At 30.6% G+C, this 23,204-nt stretch carries 27 protein-coding genes; 21 read left to right on the top strand and 6 right to left on the bottom strand.

Annotated features, from left to right (window positions below; genetic code table 11):
* The first annotated feature begins 217 nt into the window (after nt 1-217).
* The 5 genes from KA824_RS05660 (at nt 218) to pcp (ending at nt 4,971) form a co-directional block, all read left to right on the top strand.
* A complete protein-coding gene (locus tag KA824_RS05660; RefSeq protein WP_181187366.1) occupies nt 218-1,813 on the top strand; it encodes a M20/M25/M40 family metallo-hydrolase in 1,596 nt (531 codons plus the stop codon).
* Between the two features lie 99 nt (nt 1,814-1,912).
* Nucleotides 1,913-2,353, top strand: a complete 441-nt coding sequence (locus KA824_RS05655) for a DUF805 domain-containing protein (RefSeq protein ID WP_107384795.1) — start codon at nt 1,913-1,915, stop codon at nt 2,351-2,353.
* A 306-nt stretch (nt 2,354-2,659) separates the two neighbouring features.
* Nucleotides 2,660-3,364 carry a DUF969 domain-containing protein gene (locus KA824_RS05650; RefSeq protein WP_107384796.1) on the top strand — a complete coding sequence of 235 codons (705 nt, stop codon included), beginning with the start codon at nt 2,660-2,662 and terminating at the stop codon, nt 3,362-3,364.
* Nucleotides 3,357-4,283, top strand: coding sequence for a DUF979 domain-containing protein (locus KA824_RS05645; RefSeq protein ID WP_181187367.1), 927 nt, complete (start codon nt 3,357-3,359; stop codon nt 4,281-4,283). The genes KA824_RS05650 and KA824_RS05645 overlap by 8 nt, the downstream gene beginning before the upstream one ends.
* Nucleotides 4,284-4,329: 46 nt before the next feature.
* A complete protein-coding gene (gene pcp / locus KA824_RS05640; protein WP_107384798.1) occupies nt 4,330-4,971 on the top strand; it encodes a pyroglutamyl-peptidase I in 642 nt (213 codons plus the stop codon).
* 110 nt (nt 4,972-5,081) lie between these two features.
* On the opposite strand, the gene KA824_RS05635 is transcribed toward pcp, so the two are convergent.
* Together KA824_RS05635 and yidC are read right to left on the bottom strand one after the other, a co-directional pair.
* Nucleotides 5,082-5,582 (bottom strand): GNAT family N-acetyltransferase, encoded by a 501-nt coding sequence (locus KA824_RS05635; protein ID WP_107384799.1) that lies wholly within the window; start codon nt 5,580-5,582, stop codon nt 5,082-5,084.
* Nucleotides 5,583-5,702: 120 nt separating this feature from the next.
* Nucleotides 5,703-6,521 (bottom strand): membrane protein insertase YidC, encoded by an 819-nt coding sequence (gene yidC / locus KA824_RS05630; protein WP_107384800.1) that lies wholly within the window; start codon nt 6,519-6,521, stop codon nt 5,703-5,705.
* Between the two features lie 229 nt (nt 6,522-6,750).
* Between yidC and KA824_RS05625 the strand changes: the two genes are divergently transcribed.
* On the top strand, nt 6,751-7,563 hold the full coding sequence (locus KA824_RS05625) for a metallophosphoesterase (protein WP_107384801.1): 813 nt from the start codon (nt 6,751-6,753) through the stop codon (nt 7,561-7,563).
* Here the strand turns inward: KA824_RS05625 and KA824_RS05620 are convergent, their stop codons facing one another.
* Nucleotides 7,564-8,175: a C39 family peptidase gene (locus tag KA824_RS05620; RefSeq protein WP_107384802.1), complete on the bottom strand. Its 612-nt coding sequence runs from the start codon at nt 8,173-8,175 to the stop codon at nt 7,564-7,566. It abuts the gene before it with no gap.
* A gap of 162 nt (nt 8,176-8,337) precedes the next feature.
* On the opposite strand from KA824_RS05620, the gene KA824_RS05615 reads away from it, so the two are divergent.
* The gene (locus KA824_RS05615) at nt 8,338-8,808 is read left to right on the top strand and encodes a GyrI-like domain-containing protein (protein WP_107384803.1); all 471 of its coding nucleotides are present in this window, start codon (nt 8,338-8,340) and stop codon (nt 8,806-8,808) included.
* Nucleotides 8,809-9,081: 273 nt separating this feature from the next.
* Here KA824_RS05615 and KA824_RS05610 read toward each other — a convergent pair whose 3' ends face one another.
* Nucleotides 9,082-10,287, bottom strand: coding sequence for a putative multidrug effflux MFS transporter TcaB (locus KA824_RS05610; RefSeq protein WP_107384804.1), 1,206 nt, complete (start codon nt 10,285-10,287; stop codon nt 9,082-9,084).
* A 260-nt stretch (nt 10,288-10,547) separates the two neighbouring features.
* Between KA824_RS05610 and KA824_RS05605 the strand changes: the two genes are divergently transcribed.
* Together KA824_RS05605 and KA824_RS05600 are read left to right on the top strand one after the other, a co-directional pair.
* Nucleotides 10,548-10,928: a GtrA family protein gene (locus KA824_RS05605; RefSeq protein WP_107386458.1), complete on the top strand. Its 381-nt coding sequence runs from the start codon at nt 10,548-10,550 to the stop codon at nt 10,926-10,928.
* 243 nt (nt 10,929-11,171) lie between these two features.
* Entirely contained in the window at nt 11,172-12,041 is an 870-nt protein-coding gene (locus tag KA824_RS05600) for a cation diffusion facilitator family transporter (RefSeq protein ID WP_107385373.1), read from the top strand.
* 365 nt (nt 12,042-12,406) lie between these two features.
* On the opposite strand, the gene KA824_RS05595 is transcribed toward KA824_RS05600, so the two are convergent.
* Nucleotides 12,407-12,769 (bottom strand): aggregation-promoting factor C-terminal-like domain-containing protein, encoded by a 363-nt coding sequence (locus tag KA824_RS05595; protein WP_107384366.1) that lies wholly within the window; start codon nt 12,767-12,769, stop codon nt 12,407-12,409.
* A gap of 358 nt (nt 12,770-13,127) precedes the next feature.
* Here KA824_RS05595 and KA824_RS05590 point away from each other — a divergent pair, with 358 nt between their 5' ends.
* Nucleotides 13,128-13,814, top strand: a complete 687-nt coding sequence (locus KA824_RS05590) for a 2,3-diphosphoglycerate-dependent phosphoglycerate mutase (protein ID WP_107384365.1) — start codon at nt 13,128-13,130, stop codon at nt 13,812-13,814.
* Nucleotides 13,815-13,993: 179 nt separating this feature from the next.
* On the opposite strand, the gene KA824_RS05585 is transcribed toward KA824_RS05590, so the two are convergent.
* Nucleotides 13,994-14,098, bottom strand: a complete 105-nt coding sequence (locus KA824_RS05585) for a putative metal homeostasis protein (protein ID WP_017722768.1) — start codon at nt 14,096-14,098, stop codon at nt 13,994-13,996.
* Between the two features lie 219 nt (nt 14,099-14,317).
* Between KA824_RS05585 and KA824_RS05580 the strand changes: the two genes are divergently transcribed.
* The 11 genes from KA824_RS05580 (at nt 14,318) to KA824_RS05530 (ending at nt 23,123) form a co-directional block, all read left to right on the top strand.
* Nucleotides 14,318-15,766, top strand: coding sequence for an MDR family MFS transporter (locus KA824_RS05580; protein WP_107384364.1), 1,449 nt, complete (start codon nt 14,318-14,320; stop codon nt 15,764-15,766).
* A 118-nt stretch (nt 15,767-15,884) separates the two neighbouring features.
* Nucleotides 15,885-16,214, top strand: coding sequence for an ASCH domain-containing protein (locus KA824_RS05575; protein ID WP_107384363.1), 330 nt, complete (start codon nt 15,885-15,887; stop codon nt 16,212-16,214).
* Nucleotides 16,215-16,453: 239 nt separating this feature from the next.
* Nucleotides 16,454-16,822: a cystatin-like fold lipoprotein gene (locus KA824_RS05570; RefSeq protein ID WP_107384362.1), complete on the top strand. Its 369-nt coding sequence runs from the start codon at nt 16,454-16,456 to the stop codon at nt 16,820-16,822.
* 29 nt (nt 16,823-16,851) lie between these two features.
* Entirely contained in the window at nt 16,852-17,460 is a 609-nt protein-coding gene (locus KA824_RS05565; RefSeq protein ID WP_107384361.1) for a DsbA family protein, read from the top strand.
* A gap of 212 nt (nt 17,461-17,672) precedes the next feature.
* Complete coding sequence (gene adcA / locus KA824_RS05560) at nt 17,673-19,205, top strand: zinc ABC transporter substrate-binding lipoprotein AdcA (RefSeq protein ID WP_210133244.1); 1,533 nt, start codon at nt 17,673-17,675, stop codon at nt 19,203-19,205.
* A gap of 182 nt (nt 19,206-19,387) precedes the next feature.
* The gene (locus tag KA824_RS05555) at nt 19,388-19,903 is read left to right on the top strand and encodes a YceI family protein (RefSeq protein WP_107384359.1); all 516 of its coding nucleotides are present in this window, start codon (nt 19,388-19,390) and stop codon (nt 19,901-19,903) included.
* A gap of 123 nt (nt 19,904-20,026) precedes the next feature.
* Nucleotides 20,027-20,605: a helix-hairpin-helix domain-containing protein gene (locus KA824_RS05550; RefSeq protein WP_213014036.1), complete on the top strand. Its 579-nt coding sequence runs from the start codon at nt 20,027-20,029 to the stop codon at nt 20,603-20,605.
* A gap of 15 nt (nt 20,606-20,620) precedes the next feature.
* Nucleotides 20,621-21,100 carry an SRPBCC family protein gene (locus KA824_RS05545; protein WP_107384357.1) on the top strand — a complete coding sequence of 160 codons (480 nt, stop codon included), beginning with the start codon at nt 20,621-20,623 and terminating at the stop codon, nt 21,098-21,100.
* Between the two features lie 70 nt (nt 21,101-21,170).
* Nucleotides 21,171-21,353 carry a hypothetical protein gene (locus KA824_RS05540; protein WP_107384356.1) on the top strand — a complete coding sequence of 61 codons (183 nt, stop codon included), beginning with the start codon at nt 21,171-21,173 and terminating at the stop codon, nt 21,351-21,353.
* Between the two features lie 235 nt (nt 21,354-21,588).
* Nucleotides 21,589-22,410: a formate/nitrite transporter family protein gene (locus KA824_RS05535; RefSeq protein ID WP_419110015.1), complete on the top strand. Its 822-nt coding sequence runs from the start codon at nt 21,589-21,591 to the stop codon at nt 22,408-22,410.
* A 176-nt stretch (nt 22,411-22,586) separates the two neighbouring features.
* The gene (locus KA824_RS05530) at nt 22,587-23,123 is read left to right on the top strand and encodes a GNAT family N-acetyltransferase (protein WP_107384355.1); all 537 of its coding nucleotides are present in this window, start codon (nt 22,587-22,589) and stop codon (nt 23,121-23,123) included.
* The last annotated feature ends 81 nt before the right edge of the window (nt 23,124-23,204 follow it).

Genomic DNA, 23,204 nt, shown 5'->3' with positions numbered 1-23,204 from the left:
ATTTATGAAATTAATAACAAAATGAAATGCATCCTTAATGCCAGGTTAAATCTCTAGCATTGAAGGGTGCATTTTTAAATTGGTCTATAAGTCATAAACCAGAGGAATAAACGCTAATAGTATGAGTAAGTTAGTACGGAATATATAGTGATATTATTGGTTATCATTAGAAAATCATATTATAATTTAGTAAACGCTTACAAGGAGGTTTGGATTGATGCAAACTTTATGGCAAAATGAACAAAACCGTTTAGCTTTACTAAAACAACTTGTAAATCACCAAACAATTACGAATACACAGGGAGAAAAAACATTTCCGAATCTGGTAAAGCAACTGTTATTACAGCTTGATTATTTTAAGACTAACCCTAAGCAAATACAAAAAATATTGACGGATGATGATAAAGAAGCACTAATAGCCTTTTATCATGGTTCTCAATCAGGTAAAACCATTGTACTCGTAAGTCATTATGATACAGTTGGCATATCAGAATTTGGTTTAGCTCATGATTTAGCTTGTAATCCTGACAAATTAGAACAATACTTTTTAGAAAATCAAAACTATTTGGATGAAGGCGCAGTGCAAGACCTACACAGTGGAGACTATTTATTTGGTCGAGGCATCATGGATATGAAAGCAGGTCTCATGCTACATATGTCTTTAATTGAATTAGCATCGATTGAGCAATGGGATATTAATCTTATTTTAGTTACGGTTCCAGACGAGGAAGTAAATTCTTCTGGTATGAGAAAAGCAGTAGAAAAATTAGCGGAATTAAATGCTACTTACGATTTGGATATACAATTACATTTGAATAGTGAACCTACTTTTCAGCAAGCTGCATCGGATGAAAAACATTATATATACTCTGGCTCAATTGGTAAAATCATGCCAGCAGTACTGTGTTATGGAAAAGAAACACATGTTGGCCAACCTCTTGAAGGGATGAGTGCTAACTTTATGATGAGCTATATTACACAAGCAGTAGAGTATAATACACAGTTAAAAGAGTATTTTGAAAATGAATCCACTCCAGTACCTGTTACATTAATGATGAAAGATATTAAAGATACATATGATGTACAAACGCCATTTAAAACTATAGGATTATTTAATTTCTTTTTATTCAATAAAACGCCTAAAGATGTTTTTAGAGAATTTATAAATACAGTCATCACTGCTGTTGATCGTTGTGAATCAGATTGGTTGTCTGTATTAGAGGCAGAGGATTACCAATTTGATAAAAAAATTAATGTTTTGACATATGAGCAACTTAAGCAATACGCCATCAAAAAATATGGTGAGAAAACAATAGTTAATATTATAGATCAAACATTACAAGAAACGCCAGAGTTGCATTTGCAGAATATTCATATTGCCGATAAGTTGATGCAAATATGTAAAAATATTGCTCCTGCTGTAGTGACATTTTTTGCCTCACCTTATTATCCTGCTGTCAATGCTTCATATGACAAACGCGTAGCATCAACTATATCATTAGTGAAACATACATTAAACGAGCAATTTCAACGTAGCAGTGAACAAGTTCATTATTTTAATGGTATCAGTGATACAAGTTATCTAAAGTTTGATGGGGATATGGAACAGATGGCTATATATGAACAAAATACACCTAATTACAATCGAACTTATGTCATTCCTTTTAAGTCAATAAAAACCATCAGTGCACCTACATTGTTGATAGGGCCAATCGGTAAAGACGCACATAAATTGAGTGAGCGATTGCATAAGCAGAGCGCATTAATAGAATTGCCTGTTGTACTAGAAAAAGTTGTTAAATCATATATTTAAAGTAGATAAATAGTTACTACTTGTTAGAGGGTGAGTTATTACGCTATTATGAATTATAAATGTTAAAATAACCTTAATTGAAAAAATGGAGTGTCAAATATGATAGAGGCGTACAAAGAATTTTGGAAAAAATATATAGATTTTCAAAGTAAATCTAATAGATTAGAGTTCTGGACACCAGTACTGATTCATATTGTTAGTATATTTATAGTAGCTATTATTGGTGTTATTGCTTTTATTTCAGGTGCTTTTATTGTTGCTACAATTTTGTCAGTATTGGTTGGGATTTTTGTGTTGGCGATGATTATACCAATGTTTGCTGTAACTTTGCGACGGTTTTATGATGCAGGAAGAAGAAGAACTTCTGCCATTATTCTTATTGCTGTGTCTATTATTGTAAACATTTCATTTGATATGATTCAAATCAATAGTATCGCTATTATACTGAATGTAATTGCATGGATTTGTACGATTATACTAATTATTGAAACATTACTACCTTCTCGTAGTGAAGCGGATGCTAACTTAAAATGGTTATAGCATTTTAAATTCGGATGAACAAATGAGAAATAAATATTTATATGTATAATTTATGGTAGTATCCAAAAGTTTAATGTGATAGTGGAGAAATAAGTTGAGGTTGAATACGCTTGTTTTAATAAAATTAAATCAATATAAAACTTGTTTTTTATTGATTATAAGCCGATATCATTGATAGTCTGAAACATTTTTAGATGTTTCAGACTTTTTTTGTTTATTTTAGAAAATTACAAAAAATATTATCTGAAAATTCATTGTATTAAAAAAAGTAAACCTTTAATATAAAAGAAGAAAGGAGGAGATAACATGGAATGGTTGAAATTGATTGGAATTTTAATTATAGTACTTGGCTTTTTATTCAAGATTGATACGATTGCTGTGATTTTAATCGCTGCTGTAGTGACAGGACTTGTATCAGGTTTGAATTTGTACGTTATTCTTGAAACATTAGGAAAAGCTTTTGTCGATAATCGTTTAGTAACACTTTTTATTTTAACATTACCTATGGTGGGGTTAATTGAGCGATTTGGTTTGAAAAAGCAAGCCTCGAATATGATTGGTAAGGTGAATAAAGTTACGAGTGGGCGATTAATGACCATATATTTATTCATTAGAGAGTTAGCAGGTGTTGCTTCAATACGTATTGGCGGACATCCACAGTTTGTGCGTCCATTGATTAATCCAATGGTACAGGGTGCGTTAAGAACACGTTATAATTTGCAAGAACATGAAGTAGACGAAAAAGATATCGAAAAGATTAAAGCGCAGACTTCTGCGATGGAAAATTATGGTAATTTCTTCGGTCAAAATTTGTTTGTAGGGGCAGCAGGTGTATTGCTAATGGTTGGTACGTTTCAATCTTTAGATATTAAGGTGAATGCCATTGATCTTGTATTAGCGTCATTACCTATAGCTGTTATTGTCTTTTTCATTGTGTGGATAAATAATATCAGATTTGATAAATATTTAGATCGGAAATACGGTAAAAAGCAGGTGGATAGACATGAGTGAGCAAACATTAAATCAAATTTTAGAACTATTTTACATATTAATTGGTTTACAATTACTTTATACCGCATATCGCGTGTTAAAAGCATCAACAAATAGCAAAAAATATGGTACAGCTTTATTTTGGATTTTATTAGCCATTTTATTTATTGCGGGTCCATATATCCCCAATGTTATCAACGGTATATTTATCATAGTTATGGGTATACTGACACTTTGTAAACAAGTGGTTATTAAAAATATTATAGATGTTAACGAAGAGCAAGGTAATGATGGTTCACAAAAATATGGGAATAAATTATTTATACCAGCTATTGTTTTAGCTGTAGCGGCGATTATCGTTTCTAACTGGACGCCACTAGGTGGGGCAATAGGTTTAGGTGTTTCTTCGATATTAGGCTTACTTGCCGCATATATCGTCATTAAGCCAAATGGTAAATATATACTTTACGATAGCGACCGTCTAACACAACAAATTGGAACAGTTGGTATATTGCCACAATTTCTTGCTGCGCTAGGTGTACTTTTTACAGTAAGTGGTGTGGGTGACGTCATTTCGAAAGGCATATCTTCTTTTTTACCAGAGGGCAATCATCTTATAGGTGCAGCTGCATATGTCATTGGCATGGTACTTTTTACAATGTTAATGGGTAATGCATTTGCTGCATTTACAGTTATCACGGCGAGTATCGGTATCCCATTTGTTATCGTTCAAGGTGGGGACCCTGTTATAGCTGGTGCGCTTGCTATGACTGGTGGATTTTGTGGTACGTTATTGACACCTATGGCAGCTAATTTTAATACTTTACCAGTTGCGTTATTAGAAATGAAAAGAGAATTCGGCGTGATCAAAGCCCAAGCGCCAATTGCACTTATATTAATTTTGGTACATATAGGATTAATGTATGTTTGGGCGTTTTAAAGCATAAAAAGTATGTCTTAAATAAAATGAAAAGGGGATGTTAATGATGAAAATTTTAGTAACAGGATTTGATCCTTTTGGTGGAGAGAAGATTAATCCAGCACTGGAAGCCGTTAAATTATTGCCGAATGAAATTGAATCACATCAGATTGTGAAGTTAGAAATACCTACAGTTTTTAATAAAAGCAAAGAAACTATAGTTAATAAATTAAAACAAGAACAGTATGATGTTGTATTAGCAATTGGACAAGCTGGTGGAAGATTTGAATTGACGCCAGAACGTGTAGGCATAAATATTGATGATGCACGTATACCTGATAATGAGGGTAATCAGCCGATAGATGAAGTTATTCAATCATCAGGTGATGCAGCTTATTTTTCAAACTTACCAGTTAAACGCATGACAGAAGCAATTAAGTCTGCAGGTGTACCAGCGAGGTTGTCTAATACAGCAGGTACCTTTGTATGTAATCATATTTTGTATCAACTTGGATTTTTACAAGCAACACAATTTCCAAACATTAAATTTGGTTTTATACATGTGCCTTTTATTCCGCAACAAGTAACAGATAAACCTGAAAAACCATCTATGTCTATTCAAACTATTGCAGAAGGTTTGGAAGCTGCGCTCAAAGCGATTATAGAATCAGATGAGGACATCAAAATTGCTTTAGGTGAAACACATTAAGTTACTTATAGAATAGTGCATTGAAATGAAAAAGCAGTGACATGCTATGATGATAGCTGGTATCACTGCTTTTTTAGCGCATAAAACTGTGCTTATGTTTCATTGATTTTTTAATAATCATGCTCATTTCTTGAATAATTCATACGAACTTCATAATAAGTTTTTCCGAAATAAGTAGCTTGTTTATCATTGCTCATTTTAAATCCAATTTGTTCATAAAAATGGATTGCATTTTTATTTTCTTCGACTACCCATAGGGTTACATTATCAGGATAAGATAATTCCAAAGCGCGCTGTGTAAGTGCATAACCAATCATATGACGCTGATAATCTTCCAGTAAATAAAGTGCGAATATTTCGCTCCAGTCGTCAGAAGAAGATGAGGATTCTGTTTTACCATAAGATATGAAACCTACTACTTCGTTTTCAACAAGCGCAACTAATGTTGGAACATCGTGTAAATAAGACTTCCTGATAAACTGCACTTTGTCTAGGTTTTCTAAGTAATTATTTTTTGATAAATGATCATAAGTTTCTAACCAACTTTCATAATGGACAAGTGCTTTACCGTATTTATCTGCTTCAGTTAATGTTCTTATCGTAAATTCCATACATCTTCCCCCTTTGTTTATCAAATTGTAAATATTATAGCATCTAATTATGCGTAAAAGAAATTTTTGAATTCAAATCAGGTAAATGAAAGTTTTACAAAATTCAATATAACGACATGACTAATTGTTTAGTTCAGTGTTAGCTTTATCGAGAGAATGCTCTAATTTTAAAGCTTCTTGTTTTGCTTGTTTAGAGTAATATGAATGGGCAAAATGCATTTGTAAAATTAAAAATAACCCACTAAATGTCCAATATAAACCAAGTGCTGCTGCAGAATGTAAGGATATGTAAGTTATAAAAATAGGTGACAATATCATCATTATATAATATGTTTTGCGCTGATTTTTAGGGTAATGCATTGCATTTACAAGAGGTTGTATGAAATAAATAACAGCTGCAATTAATGATATCCATAGATCTGGTTTTGTTAAATTGAACCATAAAAAATGGGGGAATTGATCTATTCCACCACTGCTAGGAAATTTAAGTGTCACGATTAAACCAAATAATATAGGCAATTGTATTAAAATTGGTAAACAACCGATAACACTATTAATTGGATTAATATCATAACGTTTATAAATAGTCATCAAAGCCTTATTAGCTTCACGCTTTTCTTCCTGTGTTTGTGCATCACTTACGCGTTGTTTTATATTATCAATTTGTGGTTGTACTATTTTTGTTTTTTCTCTCATCAGATGCATGTTTTTAACTTGTATTAACATAAACGGCATCAAAATAAGGCGAATCGTCAGTACAATCGTGATGATTGCTAAGCCATAATTATTACCAAATAACTGTCCTAAACCATGCAAAAACATATCAATAGGTTTTACAAATATATAATAAAATAAGCCATTTCTATCCTCTTGTTTTGAATAATCACAAGCAGTTAAAATTAAAGGTAGAAATATTAAAACAATCCATTTTTTATTCATGTATTATTTCCTCCTGCTCGAATTGTGAACAATGTAACTTTAACATATTGCATACAATGTTTAAATATTATTTAATTTGTTTTAAAAAACATTTATATGAAGCGTATACATGCATTAAGACAAATCATTTATTGAGTGATATTTAAATGAATACAAGCTGAACATTTAATGAATAAATTGAAGTTATGTCATAATGAAATTGTTAAAAGAGAAGAGGAAAGTGATAAATATGTTAATAGGCATGATTTCAGATTTACATATCGATAGACATAATAAGCTGACGCCTAAAGATTATGAGCAAGCACTAGTTGCAGTTATTAAGCAACAAAAAATTGAATTATTACTTATTGCCGGTGACGTTTCAAATCATTATAAATTAACGCAATCATTTGTGAAGGAAATCGAGATGCAAACAAAGATAAAAGTACTCTTTATACCAGGAAATCATGACTTTTGGTCAATGGATACTGACGCGACTTCTTCTGAGATTTTAGATACTTATATCGAAATGGATAATTGCTTAATTGATGAACCGTATGTCATTAATGATGAGTGGGCGATTGTAGGTAATACAGGCTGGTATGACTATACTTATGCGCATTCTAAATTCTCTTTAGAACGCATTGCGCGCAGGAAGTATTATGGTGCAACATGGCAAGATAAAGTGAAAATAGATTGGGAGATTGAAGACAAAAAATTGTCAATGATAGCTGCCAAACAGGCGATGAAAGATATTGAAAAAGTAAAAGACAAAAAAATTATATTAATGACACATATCGTGACACATCGTAAATTTGCGGTACCAATGCCACATAGAATATTTGATTATTTTAATGCATTTATAGGTACTTCAGATTTTGATGAAATTTATACGCGATATGATATTAAATATAGTATTATGGGGCATGTTCATTTTCGAAATGCTTTTGAAGAAAATGGAGTGACATATATTTGTCCGTGTCTAGGTTATCAACGAGAGTGGCGTACACCATATATAGAACAGGAAATTAACCATGCGTTACATAAAATAGAAATTAATTAATCACTCTTGAAAATGAATACTCATGCGCCCAGGTGCATTATAACTGTTTTCTAATTTCTGTTTTTTAATTTTTATAATTTGATATTTATTTGGAAAAACAGCAGGTAGAACAATTGATTTTCCTAAATTAGACCATAATGGATCGATATAATAATAATGCTTGTCATCATAACCAATAAGCACTGTAACATGAATATTTGATACTAGTTGATGATGTGTATTATCAATTTTAAATGTTTTGCTAAAAGGTTTTTGTCCTAAAACAGTGTGATAAATGATGACAGGTTGGTCTTTATCAATGATGTCACATAATGCATTTAGTGATTTTCCAGTACTATTAACAATACGTTTATCATACGTTTGTAAATAAGGTACTAAGGCAGTAGGGAAAATTGTTTGATGGTGACCCCATTTCACCCATAAGTGATGACCTACATAGCCTTTGTATGGATTATTCGCATGTTTAGGCCAGTGTTTCATGATATGTGTTGCTGGTATATTGTGATTATTGAATTGTAATATCATTGCACTTGCAATGCCTTCGCATCCCATAATCATGGGAATCGGAAATAATTGACTGATTGGTTTAACGGATAATATTTTTTTGTTCATAGGTAGAGACTCCTGTATCAATTAGTAAGAAAGATTAACATTAATTAATACGTTTATTATATATCTATATCAGTTTAAGTACCTACAAAGATGCTTGAATTATAGTTAATATTAGATATAATTTTATGAAATTGGTTATAATGTGCGAAAGGAGTTGAAAACATGGATTATAGAATAGAAACATTATCTGAAAGACCAGTACCAGTTGTAGGGGTAAAAAAGAAATATGCAACTGGACAAAAAGCACAAGAAAATATTTTTAAGTTTTGGATGGAATTTGAAGCAATGGGCTACAAAGATCGCTTGATATCACAAAGCAATCAATATCTAGAGGGGTTATTAGGTGTTTGTTTACCTAAAGAAAATGGTGAAATGCATTATTTAATAGGTGTGACAAGTGATGAACAGCAAAGTGAGTGGGAACAAGTTGATTTAGTAGAGGGTAGATATTTAGTATTTGATGCTAAAGGCCCTGTTCCGGAATCGATTAAACAAGCAATGCAAACTATTCATAGAAATATCTTACATACTTTAGATTATGAATTGCGGAGTGCTCCTTTTTTTGAATTATATAAACCAGGTGAACTACATTCAAACGACTATATCACTGAAATTTGGTTCCCAATAAAATAGTAAAGAATAAATTTTAAAACTAAAATATAAAAAATATCGCTAGTAATGCATAAACGTCCATCTCTATAACAATTCAAATAGGAATGGACGTTTTTTGCGTTTATAGAATTTTATAAATCGATAAGCTGAAGCAACCTAAGATAAAGAAACCTCTAAATGTATGCTTGGACACGCATTTAGAGGCTTCTATATTAGGGGAGAATTCAAGTTCATACACTACTTATTCATTTGTTAGTATTGATAACGGTATGAATTGTATTTTTTAACAGTGATTCATGTTATTCGCTTATTTATAAGAATAGACTTTAACACGATTTCTAACACAATGATTAGTACAGCAGTAATAATCAAAATAATTGTATATGGTAAGATGCTGTATTCACCTTGTAATCCCACTAATGGTGACATGATACCACCAAGTATAAATTGAAATAGACCTAGTAAACTTGAGGCATTGCCACTACCGCCAGTACGAGATTCCATCGCTAATGCAAAACTTAATGGTCCGATACCAGTTACAGGGCATACATTTAAAAAGAATGCGATAACTAATACCCATAATGGTAAATGAAGCATTAATGTCACAATAATTAGCACAACGCCCATTAATTGAATGATTGTTAAAATAATTAGCAAAAAGTATCTATTCATATATGCGACAAGTTTGGCTGTAAGTTGACTCATAATAATAAGACCAATACCGTTAAAGGCAAACAAATAACTAAATTGTTGAGGTGTCATGTCATAAATTTTTTGCGTAATGAACGGTGCCGCAGATGAGAAACTAAATAGCATTACGTAAGTTAAACCTTGTAAAATCATTGGAATAATAAATGCAGGTCTTTTTAATAAATGAGCAAAATCTTTAAAAATAACTTTAAAATTGAGTTTAGCTCGATTTGGTGTATGCGTTTCTTCTAAATAGCGGATTGATAAAAATAAAATAATAACACTTACGATTGTCAAAATTACAAATATTGCTTTCCAATTAGATATCGTTAATGCATAGCCGCCTATGATTGGTGCAATAATGGTAATGATTCCGTTGATTACGAGTAAAGATGCTAGTCCTTTAGCTAACGCTTTACCTTCATGTTGATCTCCCATAGTAGCTTTAGCAATTACTATAGCACCTCCGCCAGTTAAACCTTGAACTAGACGCAAAGTGAGTAATATACTCATGGAAGCAGTGAAAACCGCCAGTAAAGAAGCTAGTGCATAGATTGAAATGATAAATAATGCCACTTTTTTGCGTCCATATGCGTCTGACAAAGGACCGAAAATAAATTGACCAATAGCAAGACCAATCATTGCAAACGATAAAGTAAGCTGTGATTCAGATACAGATGTATTAAAGTCATGTTGCACATTGGGTAATGATGGCACATACATATCTATGGTTAAAGGGCCAAATGTAGTCATGATACCCAACACAATAATGACCATAGTTGGTAGTTGGCGGTTTGAAATCTTGTCCATGTGTGAAACTCCTTTAAAATTCTCTCTAATGTTTAATTATAAACATGTTATCTCGTTTTGTAATTACAAATGAAACTAATATGTTAATTACCATGTATTTTAGAAAAATAGAGCAATTAAATTTAGCTACTTTTAATTATTTATATAATACAAAACATACATATATATGATAAAGTATTATACTAGATATAGCGCATTAATTATATGTTTTTTGATAGTAATCATATAAAATTATATGGGATTTTACTAAGGAGTAAAAAATGAATTTAACTAAAACACACTATGAAGTGATTAAATTTGTGATTGTAGGCGGTATGAATACTTTAAATTATTACATTGTCTATCTTTGTTTATTGAAGTTATTAGAAGTGAATTATTTAGTTAGTCATATCAGTGGATTTATCATTAGTTTTGTCATTTCTTACTATTTAAATTGTTACTTTGTTTATAAAGTGACACCAACTTGGCGTAAATTCTTAAAGTTTCCATTAACTCAAGTTGTCAATATGGGCATGCAAACGTTATTATTGTATATTTTTGTACAATGGTTTGGTATATCAACTGTGATAGCACCTTTTGCAGGGCTTATCATTACAATACCTATAACATTTGTCCTTTCTAAATATATCCTAAGAGATTAGTAAAATTTTTAATAAACCCACATTTTAAATATATTTATTTTATGAGAGCAAGTTTCAGAATCAAAAATATGATTTGATTCAAACTTGGTCTCTTATTTTTGCTCAATTTTATAATTAATATTAGGATTGGCTAAAAAAATAATTAGTTTATTTATATTAAATAATTTTTGAATAAAAATCGTTGTAAATATGTTTGTGATGAGTCATAATAAGTATTCAATCATACTGAAGGTGGAAAGTAAGATGAGTCAAAAAGAAAAATTGGAAACAGCGCAAAAAGGTGCTTTTTTAAGTTTAATCGTCTACATCATATTATCGGTGACTAAATTTATCGTAGGGTATTTATATAATTCTGCAGCTGTAAAAGCAGATAGTTTAAATAATATGACAGATATTATTGTTTCTTTGGCAGTAATTATTGGTTTGAAAATTTCTATTAAACCTGCAGATCAAAACCATCCATATGGACATTTGAAATCTGAAAATATTTCATCATTACTCGTGTCATTCATTATAATGTTTGTTGGTATTCAAGTCATTATAGAGAATGTTCCTGAATTATTCACAAATGAACATCATACCCCTAATATTATAAATATTTATGTCAGTGTCATCAGTGGTTTGATTATGCTAGTTGTATTTTATATTAATCAAAGCATTGCTAATCGTACGAAAAGTAGTTCATTGAACTCCGCAGCTAAAGATAATTTGTCAGATGCGTTAGTGAGTTTAGGTACTGCAATTGGTTTAATTTTTACACAATTTGGATTTCCAGTAATTGATACGATATTAGCCATTATATTAGGCTTACTCATTATATATACTGGTTTTGGTATCTTTAAAGAATCAATTTTTACATTAAGTGACGGTTTTAATGAGCAAGAATTAGAAGCTTATAAAAATTATGTGTTAGAAATTGAAGATGTAATCGAAGTACAAAATATTAAAGGTCGTTACCACGGAAGTAGTGTTTTTGTAGATGTAACGATTGTAGTAAAATCAGATTTATCTTTGGAAGAAGCACATCACATCTGCGACAAAGTAGAACAACATATGCACAGCAAAGGCATTTCTTCAGTTTATGTACATCCTGAACCACAGTCAATACAATAAATGCGATGTCGAGAAAGTATATGATTGTGATTATTATCATGGTTTTTATTTATATTAAACTAATAAACTATCAAATGATAACTTGAATTAAGGTATTTAATGAGTATTGATATACAAATATAATATGTTTCAGTTAAAATTTTATTAACTTATTTTAGAATAAAAAAGTCCGAGACATTTTTGTCTCGGACTTTTAAAATATAAAGCAAGTCAGAAGATGGTTGAAGGGCATATATGTTTTAACTCCTTCAAACCATCTATGTTTAATTTAATAATTTATAGCGAAATAGGTTAGCATCGTTTTTAAAAAGTGATTTCTAGCCTATTTTTTATCATACATTTTGGGTTAATGTATAAAATTAGTCTTACCACCAACCATTTGCAATACGGAATTCGATTGCTGCATCAATTGAGCCATAACGATCTTCAGCGTATTGGATCATACCTTTTGTTTGTTCAGTTACAGATCCAGTACCCCAAGCTTCTTTCGTTTGTCCTAAACCTCTATATCCTAATTCATTTACCGCATCTGGATTTCCACTTGATTCTGGCATTACAATGTTATCCCAAAGCGCTTTTGTACCACCAGCAGCAATAAATTCACTATACACGTCATTGTTTGCTTGAGTAGTTTCTGCAGCATCAGCTGTAGAAGTATTTGAAGTTAAACCAACACCAGCTGTAGCGATTGTTACTGATGCGAATGAAGCTAATAATAATTTTTTCATTTGAAAAATCCTCCTAATAATTGTTTGTTTTAAACAGTTTCAAATTGTATTTGTTAATTAGCATGGATGTTTTTAAAATATTTTTGTTTGTCTATCGTATTGCTCCGTTCATCAACGTTTACAACTATAACATCATTTTTTTATAGGTAGGTTACAGAAAAATAAAAATAAAAAGTCATTTATGAATAAATGAATACAATCATTTCAAAATCAAGTGTAAATTGTTATAATTTTAATGTATGGCATGAGAAATTATAGATAAAGTATTGTCGTAACAGGATTTATATCTGTGTATCACTGTAATATTTTTGTAAAAGTAGTGATAATATCATTTTATTCAATGGAAAGAAGGAATATTATGCCAAAACTAATTTTATGCAGACATGGTCAAAGTGTTTGGAATGCTGAAAATCTATTTACAGGTTGGGCTGATGTAGATTTATCAGAACAGGGAAGAACTGAGGCAGTGACGTCGGGAAAAAAATTAAAAGAACAGGGTATAGAGATAGATATCGTCTTTACATCTTTATTGCAACGCGCCATTAAAACTACGTTTCACTTATTAGATGAATCTCAACAGTTATTTATTCCAGTTATTAAATCTTGGCGCTTAAATGAGCGTCATTATGGTGGATTACAAGGTTTAAACAAAGATAAAGCTAGAGAAAAATTTGGTGAAGAACAAGTACATATATGGAGACGTTCATATGATATAGCACCACCTGCGCAAAGTGATGAACAAAGAAAAGATTACTTAAATGATAGAAAATATGAACATTTAGATAGAAGAGTTATGCCTGAATCAGAAAGTTTGAAAGATACTTTAATTAGGGTGATTCCTTATTGGAACGACCAAATCTCACAACAGTTATTAGATGGAAAAACTGTGCTTGTTTCTGCGCATGGTAATTCATTGCGTGCATTAATTAAGTATATAGAAGATGTATCAGATGAAGATATTGTAGGATATGAAATCAAAACAGGGGCACCTTTAATATATGATTTAACGGATGATTTAAAAGTGATAGATAAATATTACTTATAATACTTTTATAACTGTACAAAAAATGAAATGACGTAGTAAAGTAATAAATAACTTAAATAAAATGATGGCTGATTCTGAAATATATAAATGTATATTTTCAGGAATCAGGCCACATCTTAGAAGTGATATGACAAAACCAAAGATAAAAAACATTTGGTTTTGAAGTATTACTTCTATTTTTATTTATTGCGCTTATGTTGTTGGATAATTTTGCGTGCACGCTTGCGTGTTTTGATATTAGGACTATTTAAATTACGGCGTGCTGTTTGTAAATCTAATTTCATGGTGATGACCTCCTTTATCTATAGATATTATGTAAGAAAAAACTTGGAATGTAAATAGTAATTATTACGATTTGTAACATTTTTTAAATCTTACAAAATAAAAGTTTAAAATATAACTAATATTTTAAGTATTTTTAATGATAAATTAAACTAAAATATGTATAATGCAGAAATGCGACTAAAAAGAGTTGATAAATTATAGAATACAGGAGTACAAAAATGGATCAAAAGACGAAAATTATAATGATTTTGATGATGTTGTGTGGTGGGTTTTTTGGATTATTAAATGAAACCTTATTAACAACAGCATTACCAAGCATAATGAAAGATTTTAAAATAGATTACACACAAGTACAATGGCTTACTACAGCCTTTTTATTGACTAATGGTGTAATTATTCCATTGTCAGCAATGATAATTCAAAGATATTCAACAAGAAAAGTATTTTTAACTGCAATATTTATCTTTTTTATAGGGACTTTAATCGCAGGATTTAGTCCAAACTTTTCTGTTTTATTAAGTGCACGAATTGTTCAAGCACTTGGTTCTGGTATTATGATGCCACTGATGATGACAACAATATTAGATATATTTGAACCTCATGAAAGAGGTAAATATATGGGGACATTTGGTTTGGTTATTGGTTTAGCACCGGCAATTGGACCGACACTATCAGGTTATTTAGTAGAGTATTTAGATTGGCGTTCATTATTCCATGTGGTTGCGCCAATTGCTGCACTTACTTTTATAGGTGCGCTTAAATTCGTCAAGAATGTCGGTACTAATCGAAAGACACGTATTGATATTTTATCAATTATCTTATCCGTGTTCGGTTTTGGTGGTTTGCTTTATGGTACAAGTTCAATTTCCCGTGATGGCTGGAACGATCCAATCGTATTGACTACTGTTATAGGTGGCATTATTTTAGTTGCGGCTTTTATTTTCCGTCAAACACGTTTAGAAAATCCACTCCTTGATTTTTCAGTGTTCAAAGATAGTCAATTTGCTGTAGGTATTATCATAATGGCTTTTACTATGATTTCAATGATTGGTTCTGAAACAGTGTTACCAATGTTTGTACAGAATATTATGAATGACTCAGCACTCCAATCAGGATTAATTTTATTACCTGGAGCTATCGTAATGGGGATTATGTCAGTGATTTCAGGTTTACTCTATGAGAAATATGGCGCTAAAATATTAGCATTTATTGGAATGTTTATTGTAGTTGTAACAACTTCTTATTTTGTAATCATGGATGAACATACCTCACCAGCGATATTAGCAACAGTATATGCCATTCGTATGATTGGTATCGCACTTGGTTTGATGCCATTAATGACACATACAATGAATCAGCTAGCACCGGAAATGAATGCACACGGTTCTTCGATGACAAACACTATACAACAAATATCTGCATCTATTGGTACAGCAGGTTTGATCACAATTATGAGTCAAGTTGCCAAGAATTACACACCAAATATGTCTGATTTTAAAGATATGAGTCAAAAACAAATGACAGCAGAAATTCAGCATCAAGCATTGCTAAGTGGATATCATGGTGCTTTTTGGTTTGCAGTCATCATATCTATTATCAGTTTAGTAAGTGTATTTATGTTGAAAAGCAAAAAACAACTTAAATTAGAGGAAGAAAATGCTAAATAATTAAAATTGAACATCATGTTAAGTCATGCGAAATTTTCTTGTAAAAGATATTAATATTATGATACTTTGATATCAATATAATAATAATGAATGGAGCGTATGTATTATAGAACACTCGATGCATTTAAATAACGAACCTTTTCAATTAATGAAAAACGAAGTAAAGACTATTGAAGTTAGATTGAATGATGAAAAAAGACAAGAAATTAAAAGTGGCGATTATATTGTATTCAAAAATATAAAGACTGAAGAAACATTAAAAGTGCAAGTTAAGGAAATTGTAGTGTTTTCATCGTTTCAGTCACTGATGAATCAATATACTAATGAAGAAATTGGCGCGAAAACAGACGATCAACTTTCTCAAAAATTAGCAGCTATATATCAAATTTATTCACAAACTGATGAACTTAATTACGGTGCATTAGCAATCAAAGTGGCACTAATATGATGAAAATGAAATTAATTGATTTATAGTTAGGATAAAGTTGTAGCATTGATGAAAATTTAATTTGCATACGGTAAATATGACACTTTCGTTAAATTCATTTATTAATGAATTTTTCGGAAGTGTTTTTATATAAATATAAAAATAATGTTATTGTTCTAGTACATCAAAGATTTTCGTTGTAAGATAAGAGTTATGGTTGAATAATATTAGATATGATAAGTAATATTAGGAGTGTAAATATGAAAAAATTAATGATGATGGTGTTCATTTCTATAATCATTATAGCTGGGTGTAGTAGTGGGAAATATGCTGATGAGATTGACAAAGCAGTGAATCAACAGAAAAAACAACAAAAGCTTTTAGCTGATAAGCAAAAGGGTGATGTGGAATCTAAGTTTGATAAAAAGAATGCGAATATCTATGTTTATGACAAAGGAAAATATGTGACTATTGCTTATAAACCATTAAAAGATGATGATGAAGTTCATTTTTATACATATAAAATAACTGATGATAAAGCACATTACTTAAAAAACTTTAATTCAAAATCATATTCACATGCCCATGATGCGGATTATAAAGAAGAAAATATGAACCTAGAAGAATAAAACAAGATAAGAAGGTGTGTTTTTAACAAATGAAGAAACGTTGGATAAGTTTGTTATTAATGGCAGTATTAATTTTTGTTTCCGCTTGTTCGAATGACAATCAAAATGTACATCAAGATGACAAATATGGAAAAGATGGCAAGATTAAAATTATTGAATACGGTGATTTTAAGTGCCCATATTGTAAAAAAGTAGAAGAAAATATTATGCCTAAATTAAAAAAAGAATATATTGATACGAAAAAAGTAGATTATCAGTTTGTTAATATGGCATTTTTAGGAAAGGATTCGATTATAGGTTCAAGGGCAGGTCATGCAGTAAAACAATATGCCCCTAAACAATATTTAAATTTCCAAAAATTAATGTTTAAGCAACAGCCGAAATCAGAGGAAAATTGGATCACCGAACAACTCGTTGATCAACAAATAAACCAATTGGAAATTTCAAATGATAAAAAAGAAAAGATAAAAACAAGCTATAAAACTAAAGAAAGTAAATCGTGGAAAGCAGCCGAACAAGATCATAAACAATATAAAGAAAACCATATTGAAACAGCGCCCACAGTTTTTATAGCAGGAAAAAAAGTAGAAGATCCATATAAATATAAGAATTATAAAAAAATACTTGAAGAAAGTTAACTTTCAAGGCATAGAGACAAAGTATAATATCATAAGCTCGTCACTGAATTTCTGAAAAAAACAGTGACGGGCTTTTTTAGTTAATAAAAAAAAGGATATCTTAACTTCTTAAATCGAAATAATTACGAAAAACCTGAAATAAGTATTGCGTATTTCAAAAAGTACGGTTATAATTTTAAATCGTAATCATTACTATTTGAGGAGGAGTAAGAATGAAAAAATCAATATACATACTGTCATTTGTCATTGTATTAGCGTTAATCGTTATTGGTTGTAGTGCTACAAAGTCAAACGAATCAAAAGGTAACGACAAGATAAAAATTAATACCACTGTATTTCCATTAAAATCGTTTGCCAATCAAATAGGCGGAAAGTATGTTTCAGTTAAATCTATTTATCCTAGTGGTGCAGATTTACATACATATGAACCAACACAAAAAGATATAATGAATGCGAGTAAAGCAGATATGTTCCTGTATACAGGTGACGATTTAGATCCTATTGCTAAAAAAGTGGCAGCAACAATTAAAAAGGATAATAAAAAGTTATCATTAGGAGATGAAATTGATAAAAGCGAATTATTAACTGATCAGCACGACGAAGAACATGAGGAACATGAACATCATCATGGACATCATCACGGAGGTTATGACCCTCATGTATGGTTAGACCCTAAATTTAACCAAGTATTTGCAAAAGAGATTAAAGATAAATTAATAAAGCAAGATCCTAAACACAAATCTTATTATGAAAAGAATTATAAAAAATTGAAAGAAGATTTGATGTCAATAGATCAAAAAATGAAAAACATTACTGAAGATAAGCAAGGCAATACCGTATATATATCACATGAATCTATTGGTTATCTTTCAGAAAGATATGGATTTGTCCAAAAAGGTATACAAAATATGAATGCTGAAGATCCGTCCCAAAAAGCATTAGCAAAAATTGTGAAAGAAATTAATGATTCAGGGGCCAAATTCATTTTGTATGAAGCAAATGTTTCTAATAAAGTCACTGATACGATTCGTAAAGAAACAAAAGCAAAACCGTTGAAGTTTAATAATATGGAGTCGTTATCAAAAGAACAAGCACAAGATAAAACATTGACATATCAATCCCTAATGGAAAAAAATATAAAACATCTTGATATGGCATTAAATGACAATATTAAAACAGATGATGAAAAAACGCATAACAAGCATGAAAAGGCAATCGCTGATGGCTATTTTAAAGATAATCAAGTGAAAGATAGAAAATTAACTGATTATCAAGGACATTGGCAATCAGTTTATCCATTTTTAAAAGATGGTACTTTAGATGACGTCATGAAACACAAAGCAAACGAAGATAATCAAATGACTGAAAAAGAATATAAAGATTATTATCAAAAAGGATATCAGACAAATATTAGTAATATTAATATTACACAGGATACGATTACTTTTAAAAAGGATGACAAAACATTAAAAGGTCAATACAAATACGATGGTAAAGATATCTTGAAATATGAAAAAGGTAATAGAGGCGTCAGATATTCATTTAAATTAGTAGGTGGAAATAAAGAGTTACCAAAATATGTACAATTTAGCGATCATAATATAGCACCTAAAAAAGCAGAACATTTCCAAATATTTATGGGAGATAATAAACAAAAAGTATTGAAAGAATTAGATCATTGGCCAACATATTATCCAAAAGATTTAACTAAAGAACAAATAAAAAAAGAAATGTTGGCACATTAAAAGTTGAATCCATGTATTGTTTTAAATGATATAAATATTTTACATCGAAATGAGTAAAATTTTGTTTTACGGGAATATTTTTCATAGAAACACAAATATGAGCTTTTTCATTGATATATAAAATATACCTGATATAATAAATGTATCAATAGAAAGTTACAAATTTGGAGGTATGAATTTTTATGACAAAGTTTAATTTTGATCCAGCACATTCAGTAGTAGAATTTTCAGTTAAACACCTAGTGATTTCAAATATAAGAGGTAGATTTAATGACTTCGAAGCATCACTTGAAGGTGATTTAAATGATTTAAGCACAATTAAAGGTGGATTAACAATCAAAGCAGATTCAATTGACACTCGAGTTGGTGATCGTGATAACCACTTAAGAAGTGCTGATTTCTTAGATGTTGAAAACTATCCTGAAATTAAATTTGATGTAACAAAAGTAGATGGAAAATCAGTTACTGGTAATTTAACAATTAAAGATGTAACAGAAGAAGAAACTTTTGAATTATCATATGAAGGTCAAAGTAAGAACCCATTAAATGGTGCTACAACAGCAGGTTTCATTGCTAATGGTACAATTAACCGTGAAAAATATGGTGTTACGTTTAACCAACCACTTGAAACTGGTGGCGTAATGATTGGTAAGGATATAAACTTCCAAGTAAGCCTTGAATTTGCGTTAGAAGATTAATAATAAAAGCTATAAAAAAGGTCCAAGACATATAATTGTCTTGGGCCTTTTTCTAGTTATATAAAATTTAAAATATTTTTATGTGGGTATATAGTATTAAAAAGGGGGATTACAGTGGCAACAATGTTACCCAAAATAGGTCGTCCAGCAACGAATGCATTAGCATCGATTGGCATAAATTCTTTAGAACAATTATCAAAATATGAACGAACTACGATACTAGATACTCATGGCGTAGGACCTAAAGCGATAGGTATATTAGAGAATGCGTTGACAGAAGCAGGTCTATCATTTAAAAATGAAACAGCTTCAGAATTTCCATTTGAAATGGTTGGAGATTTAGGGTGTGATAATGCGCCCAAACGACGAATCATGTTAGATTTTCTAATAGGATCTGCATTAGCTGATAAAAACAAGTTATCACAAACAGTTGTGTCAAATTTTAAATGGCAAGTGCCCGGTGCTTTTGAATTGAACAGTTTAGATGAATTTTATAATGAAATTGAAGCACATAAAGTAGACATTAAAAGAATAGAAGTGACGCATAATTTAACACATGGAAAGTTTGGTGCAATGCATGGCACTCAGTTAAATAGTGATGGCACAGAAGTTTACTTCGCGGATTTTATTGAGTTTGAAAGCAATCGTAAAAATGCCAAAATTAAAACAGTTACATCTTATGTAATTATGAATGATGAATAAAAAGGAGCGTTTTAAGTGAGTATAGAAGTGAATGAAAACAAAATTATATTTAAAAGAGATTTTGAAGCAACTGTAGAAGAAATATTTAAAGCATATACTGAACAATCTTTATTTGAAAAATGGTTCCACCCTCAAGGCGCAACAACTGAAGTGTTCGAATTTAATATTGTGACTGGAGGTCAAGCGTTTTTTGCAATATATACTGACCAAGGTACGAGTTATACATTAACAAAGTATAATGAAGTAAAAGCACCTTATTTGATTGATTATAACGATTACTTTACTGATAAAGAAGGTAATATTGATAAAAATATGGCAAGTATGCGTAATGTGATTCAATTAGAACAAATAGATGAAGACTCAACGCGTATTATTTCTACTGCGGAACTGCCAGATCCTAAATCAGCACAACAACTACTTGATATGGGTGTAGAAGCGGGTATGAATAGCACATTTGATAATTTAGAAACGCTTTTAAAGAACAAAAAGTCATAGATATGTAAGAATTGAAACACTTGCACACTTTAGCTTTTAGTTATAATAAAAGTGAAGAGAGGTGAGTGTATTGAATAAACGCTATATTAAAGTATTAAGTTTATATACGATAAGTACGCTTGTACCAGCTATGATCTTAAATGAAAAATGTTTGAGTAGCAGTATATTTAAATGGTTATTACGTACTTTAACGGGCTATGGTATTTTTGCATATGGCCTACACATTTTAACAAAATTCAAAAAACAACAGTGAGCAGTGCGCTTAAGCTATCAGAATCGATGTTCAAATAAAAGCGTTAATCCACTATGAACTGCGCCTAAATATTTGGAGTAAAATAAAGACACTTTCGTTGAATTCATTTTAAAAAGAATTTATACGAAAGTGTTTTTTTATGTAAAATAGACGTATAACCTATTAAATTTGAATAAAAAACAATATAATTAATCTATAATTTTGTGATCCAAACATTTTAAAGGGAAGGGTGTCGATGTTGATAGAGAATAATAAAGCCATAAAAGATACATATATGTCAGATGAAACAATTAAAAACATTAATAATCAAGTTCAAATGAAGGATGTCATGTTTAACCAAACACCCGGACGTTATGCATTAAAATCAATCATGTCTGGATTTTTATTAGCCATTGTGACTGTTTTTATGCTTGCAATAAAAACACAATTTGTTGGTGCAAATGAAGGACTAATTAACTTATTAGGTGCCATTTCATTCAGTTTGGCCTTGGTATTGATCGTATTGACACATTCAGAATTATTAACGAGTAATTTTATGTATTTGACAGTTGGATGGTACTATAAGCTAATTGGCATGAATAAGGCTTTGATCATCATGTTAGTATGTTTCTTTTTTAATATTATTGGAGGATTTATTTTATTTGGTTTAATGAAATTTACTCCTATAATGACAACGGAAATGGTGACCAGTTTAACAACGCTTGTAAATGGTAAGACCATAGATTCGACATGGTATGCAGTATTAGTAAAAGCCATTTTCTGTAATTTTTTTATAAACATTGGTATTTACGTATCAATTCAATTTAAAGATAGTTTATCTAAAGCTTTTTTCATTGCATGTGGTGTTATTGTCTTTGTATTTATGGGCTATGAACACGTAGTATTTAATGCAGGTTTATATGCTGGTATGGTCTTTTATAATTTTGATGCTGTCGTGTGGGTGCATGTATTAAAAAATATTGTCTTTGCTTTTATAGGTAACTATATTGGTGGAGGTATATTTGTAGGATTAGTTTATGCTTATTTAAACGGCAAACGTGATAGTTTGCGAAACTAATATTAAGATAAAGTAAAAGACAATTCGGTTTCTACTATGAAATCAAATTGTCTTTTATTTTTATATATAAAACAAAAAAATTGACTCATTTATCAAGAAACCATATTGTATTACTGTAAATAATCTTTTAAATTTAATCAAATAATGCTATAAAAGATACGCTGAGGAGTGACAAAATGTCTGATTATAATATTAGAATCGCTGAAATAGATGATGCTGAAGCATTGCAAAAATTAATGTATGAAGCCTTTACACCTTTAAGAGAATTAGGTATTGATTGGCCATCCGTCAACGCTAGTGTTGAAATGGTCGAAAAGAATTTACAAACTGGTACGACTTTTGTCTTGGAAAATAACGCAGAAATCATTTCGACAATAACTGTACGTTATCCATGGGAGACGCAACGACGCATTTCTATTTACCCATTTGTATGGTGGTTTGCTACGAAACCATCATATGATGGACAAGGATTGGGTGGCAAGTTATTAAAATATGTTGAAGAAACATATCTTAGAGACACACTTAAGGTACCTGCCGTTACGCTAGGTACATCTGCGCGTAAGCATCCATGGCTATTAGATATATACAAAAGAAGGGGTTATGAAGTATACGCAGAACATGAAAGTAACGATGGTGATTTAGGTGTTATTATGAGAAAAGTATTAATTCCAGAACGTTTTGATGAAGAAGTATTAGGACAACCACCATTTTAGTTGATTATATATAAAATAGGGAATTCCTTTAGGTTATATCTAAGGGAATTCCCTATTTTTATAGTTTTATGTGAAAATATT

Origin of the sequence: Staphylococcus sp. GDY8P198P, assembly GCF_017891615.1 — a bacterium.
Classification (GTDB): Bacteria; Bacillota; Bacilli; order Staphylococcales; family Staphylococcaceae; genus Staphylococcus; species Staphylococcus cohnii.
Note: the sequence above shows the minus strand (reverse complement) of the source record. Positions and strands in the feature narration are given on the sequence as shown.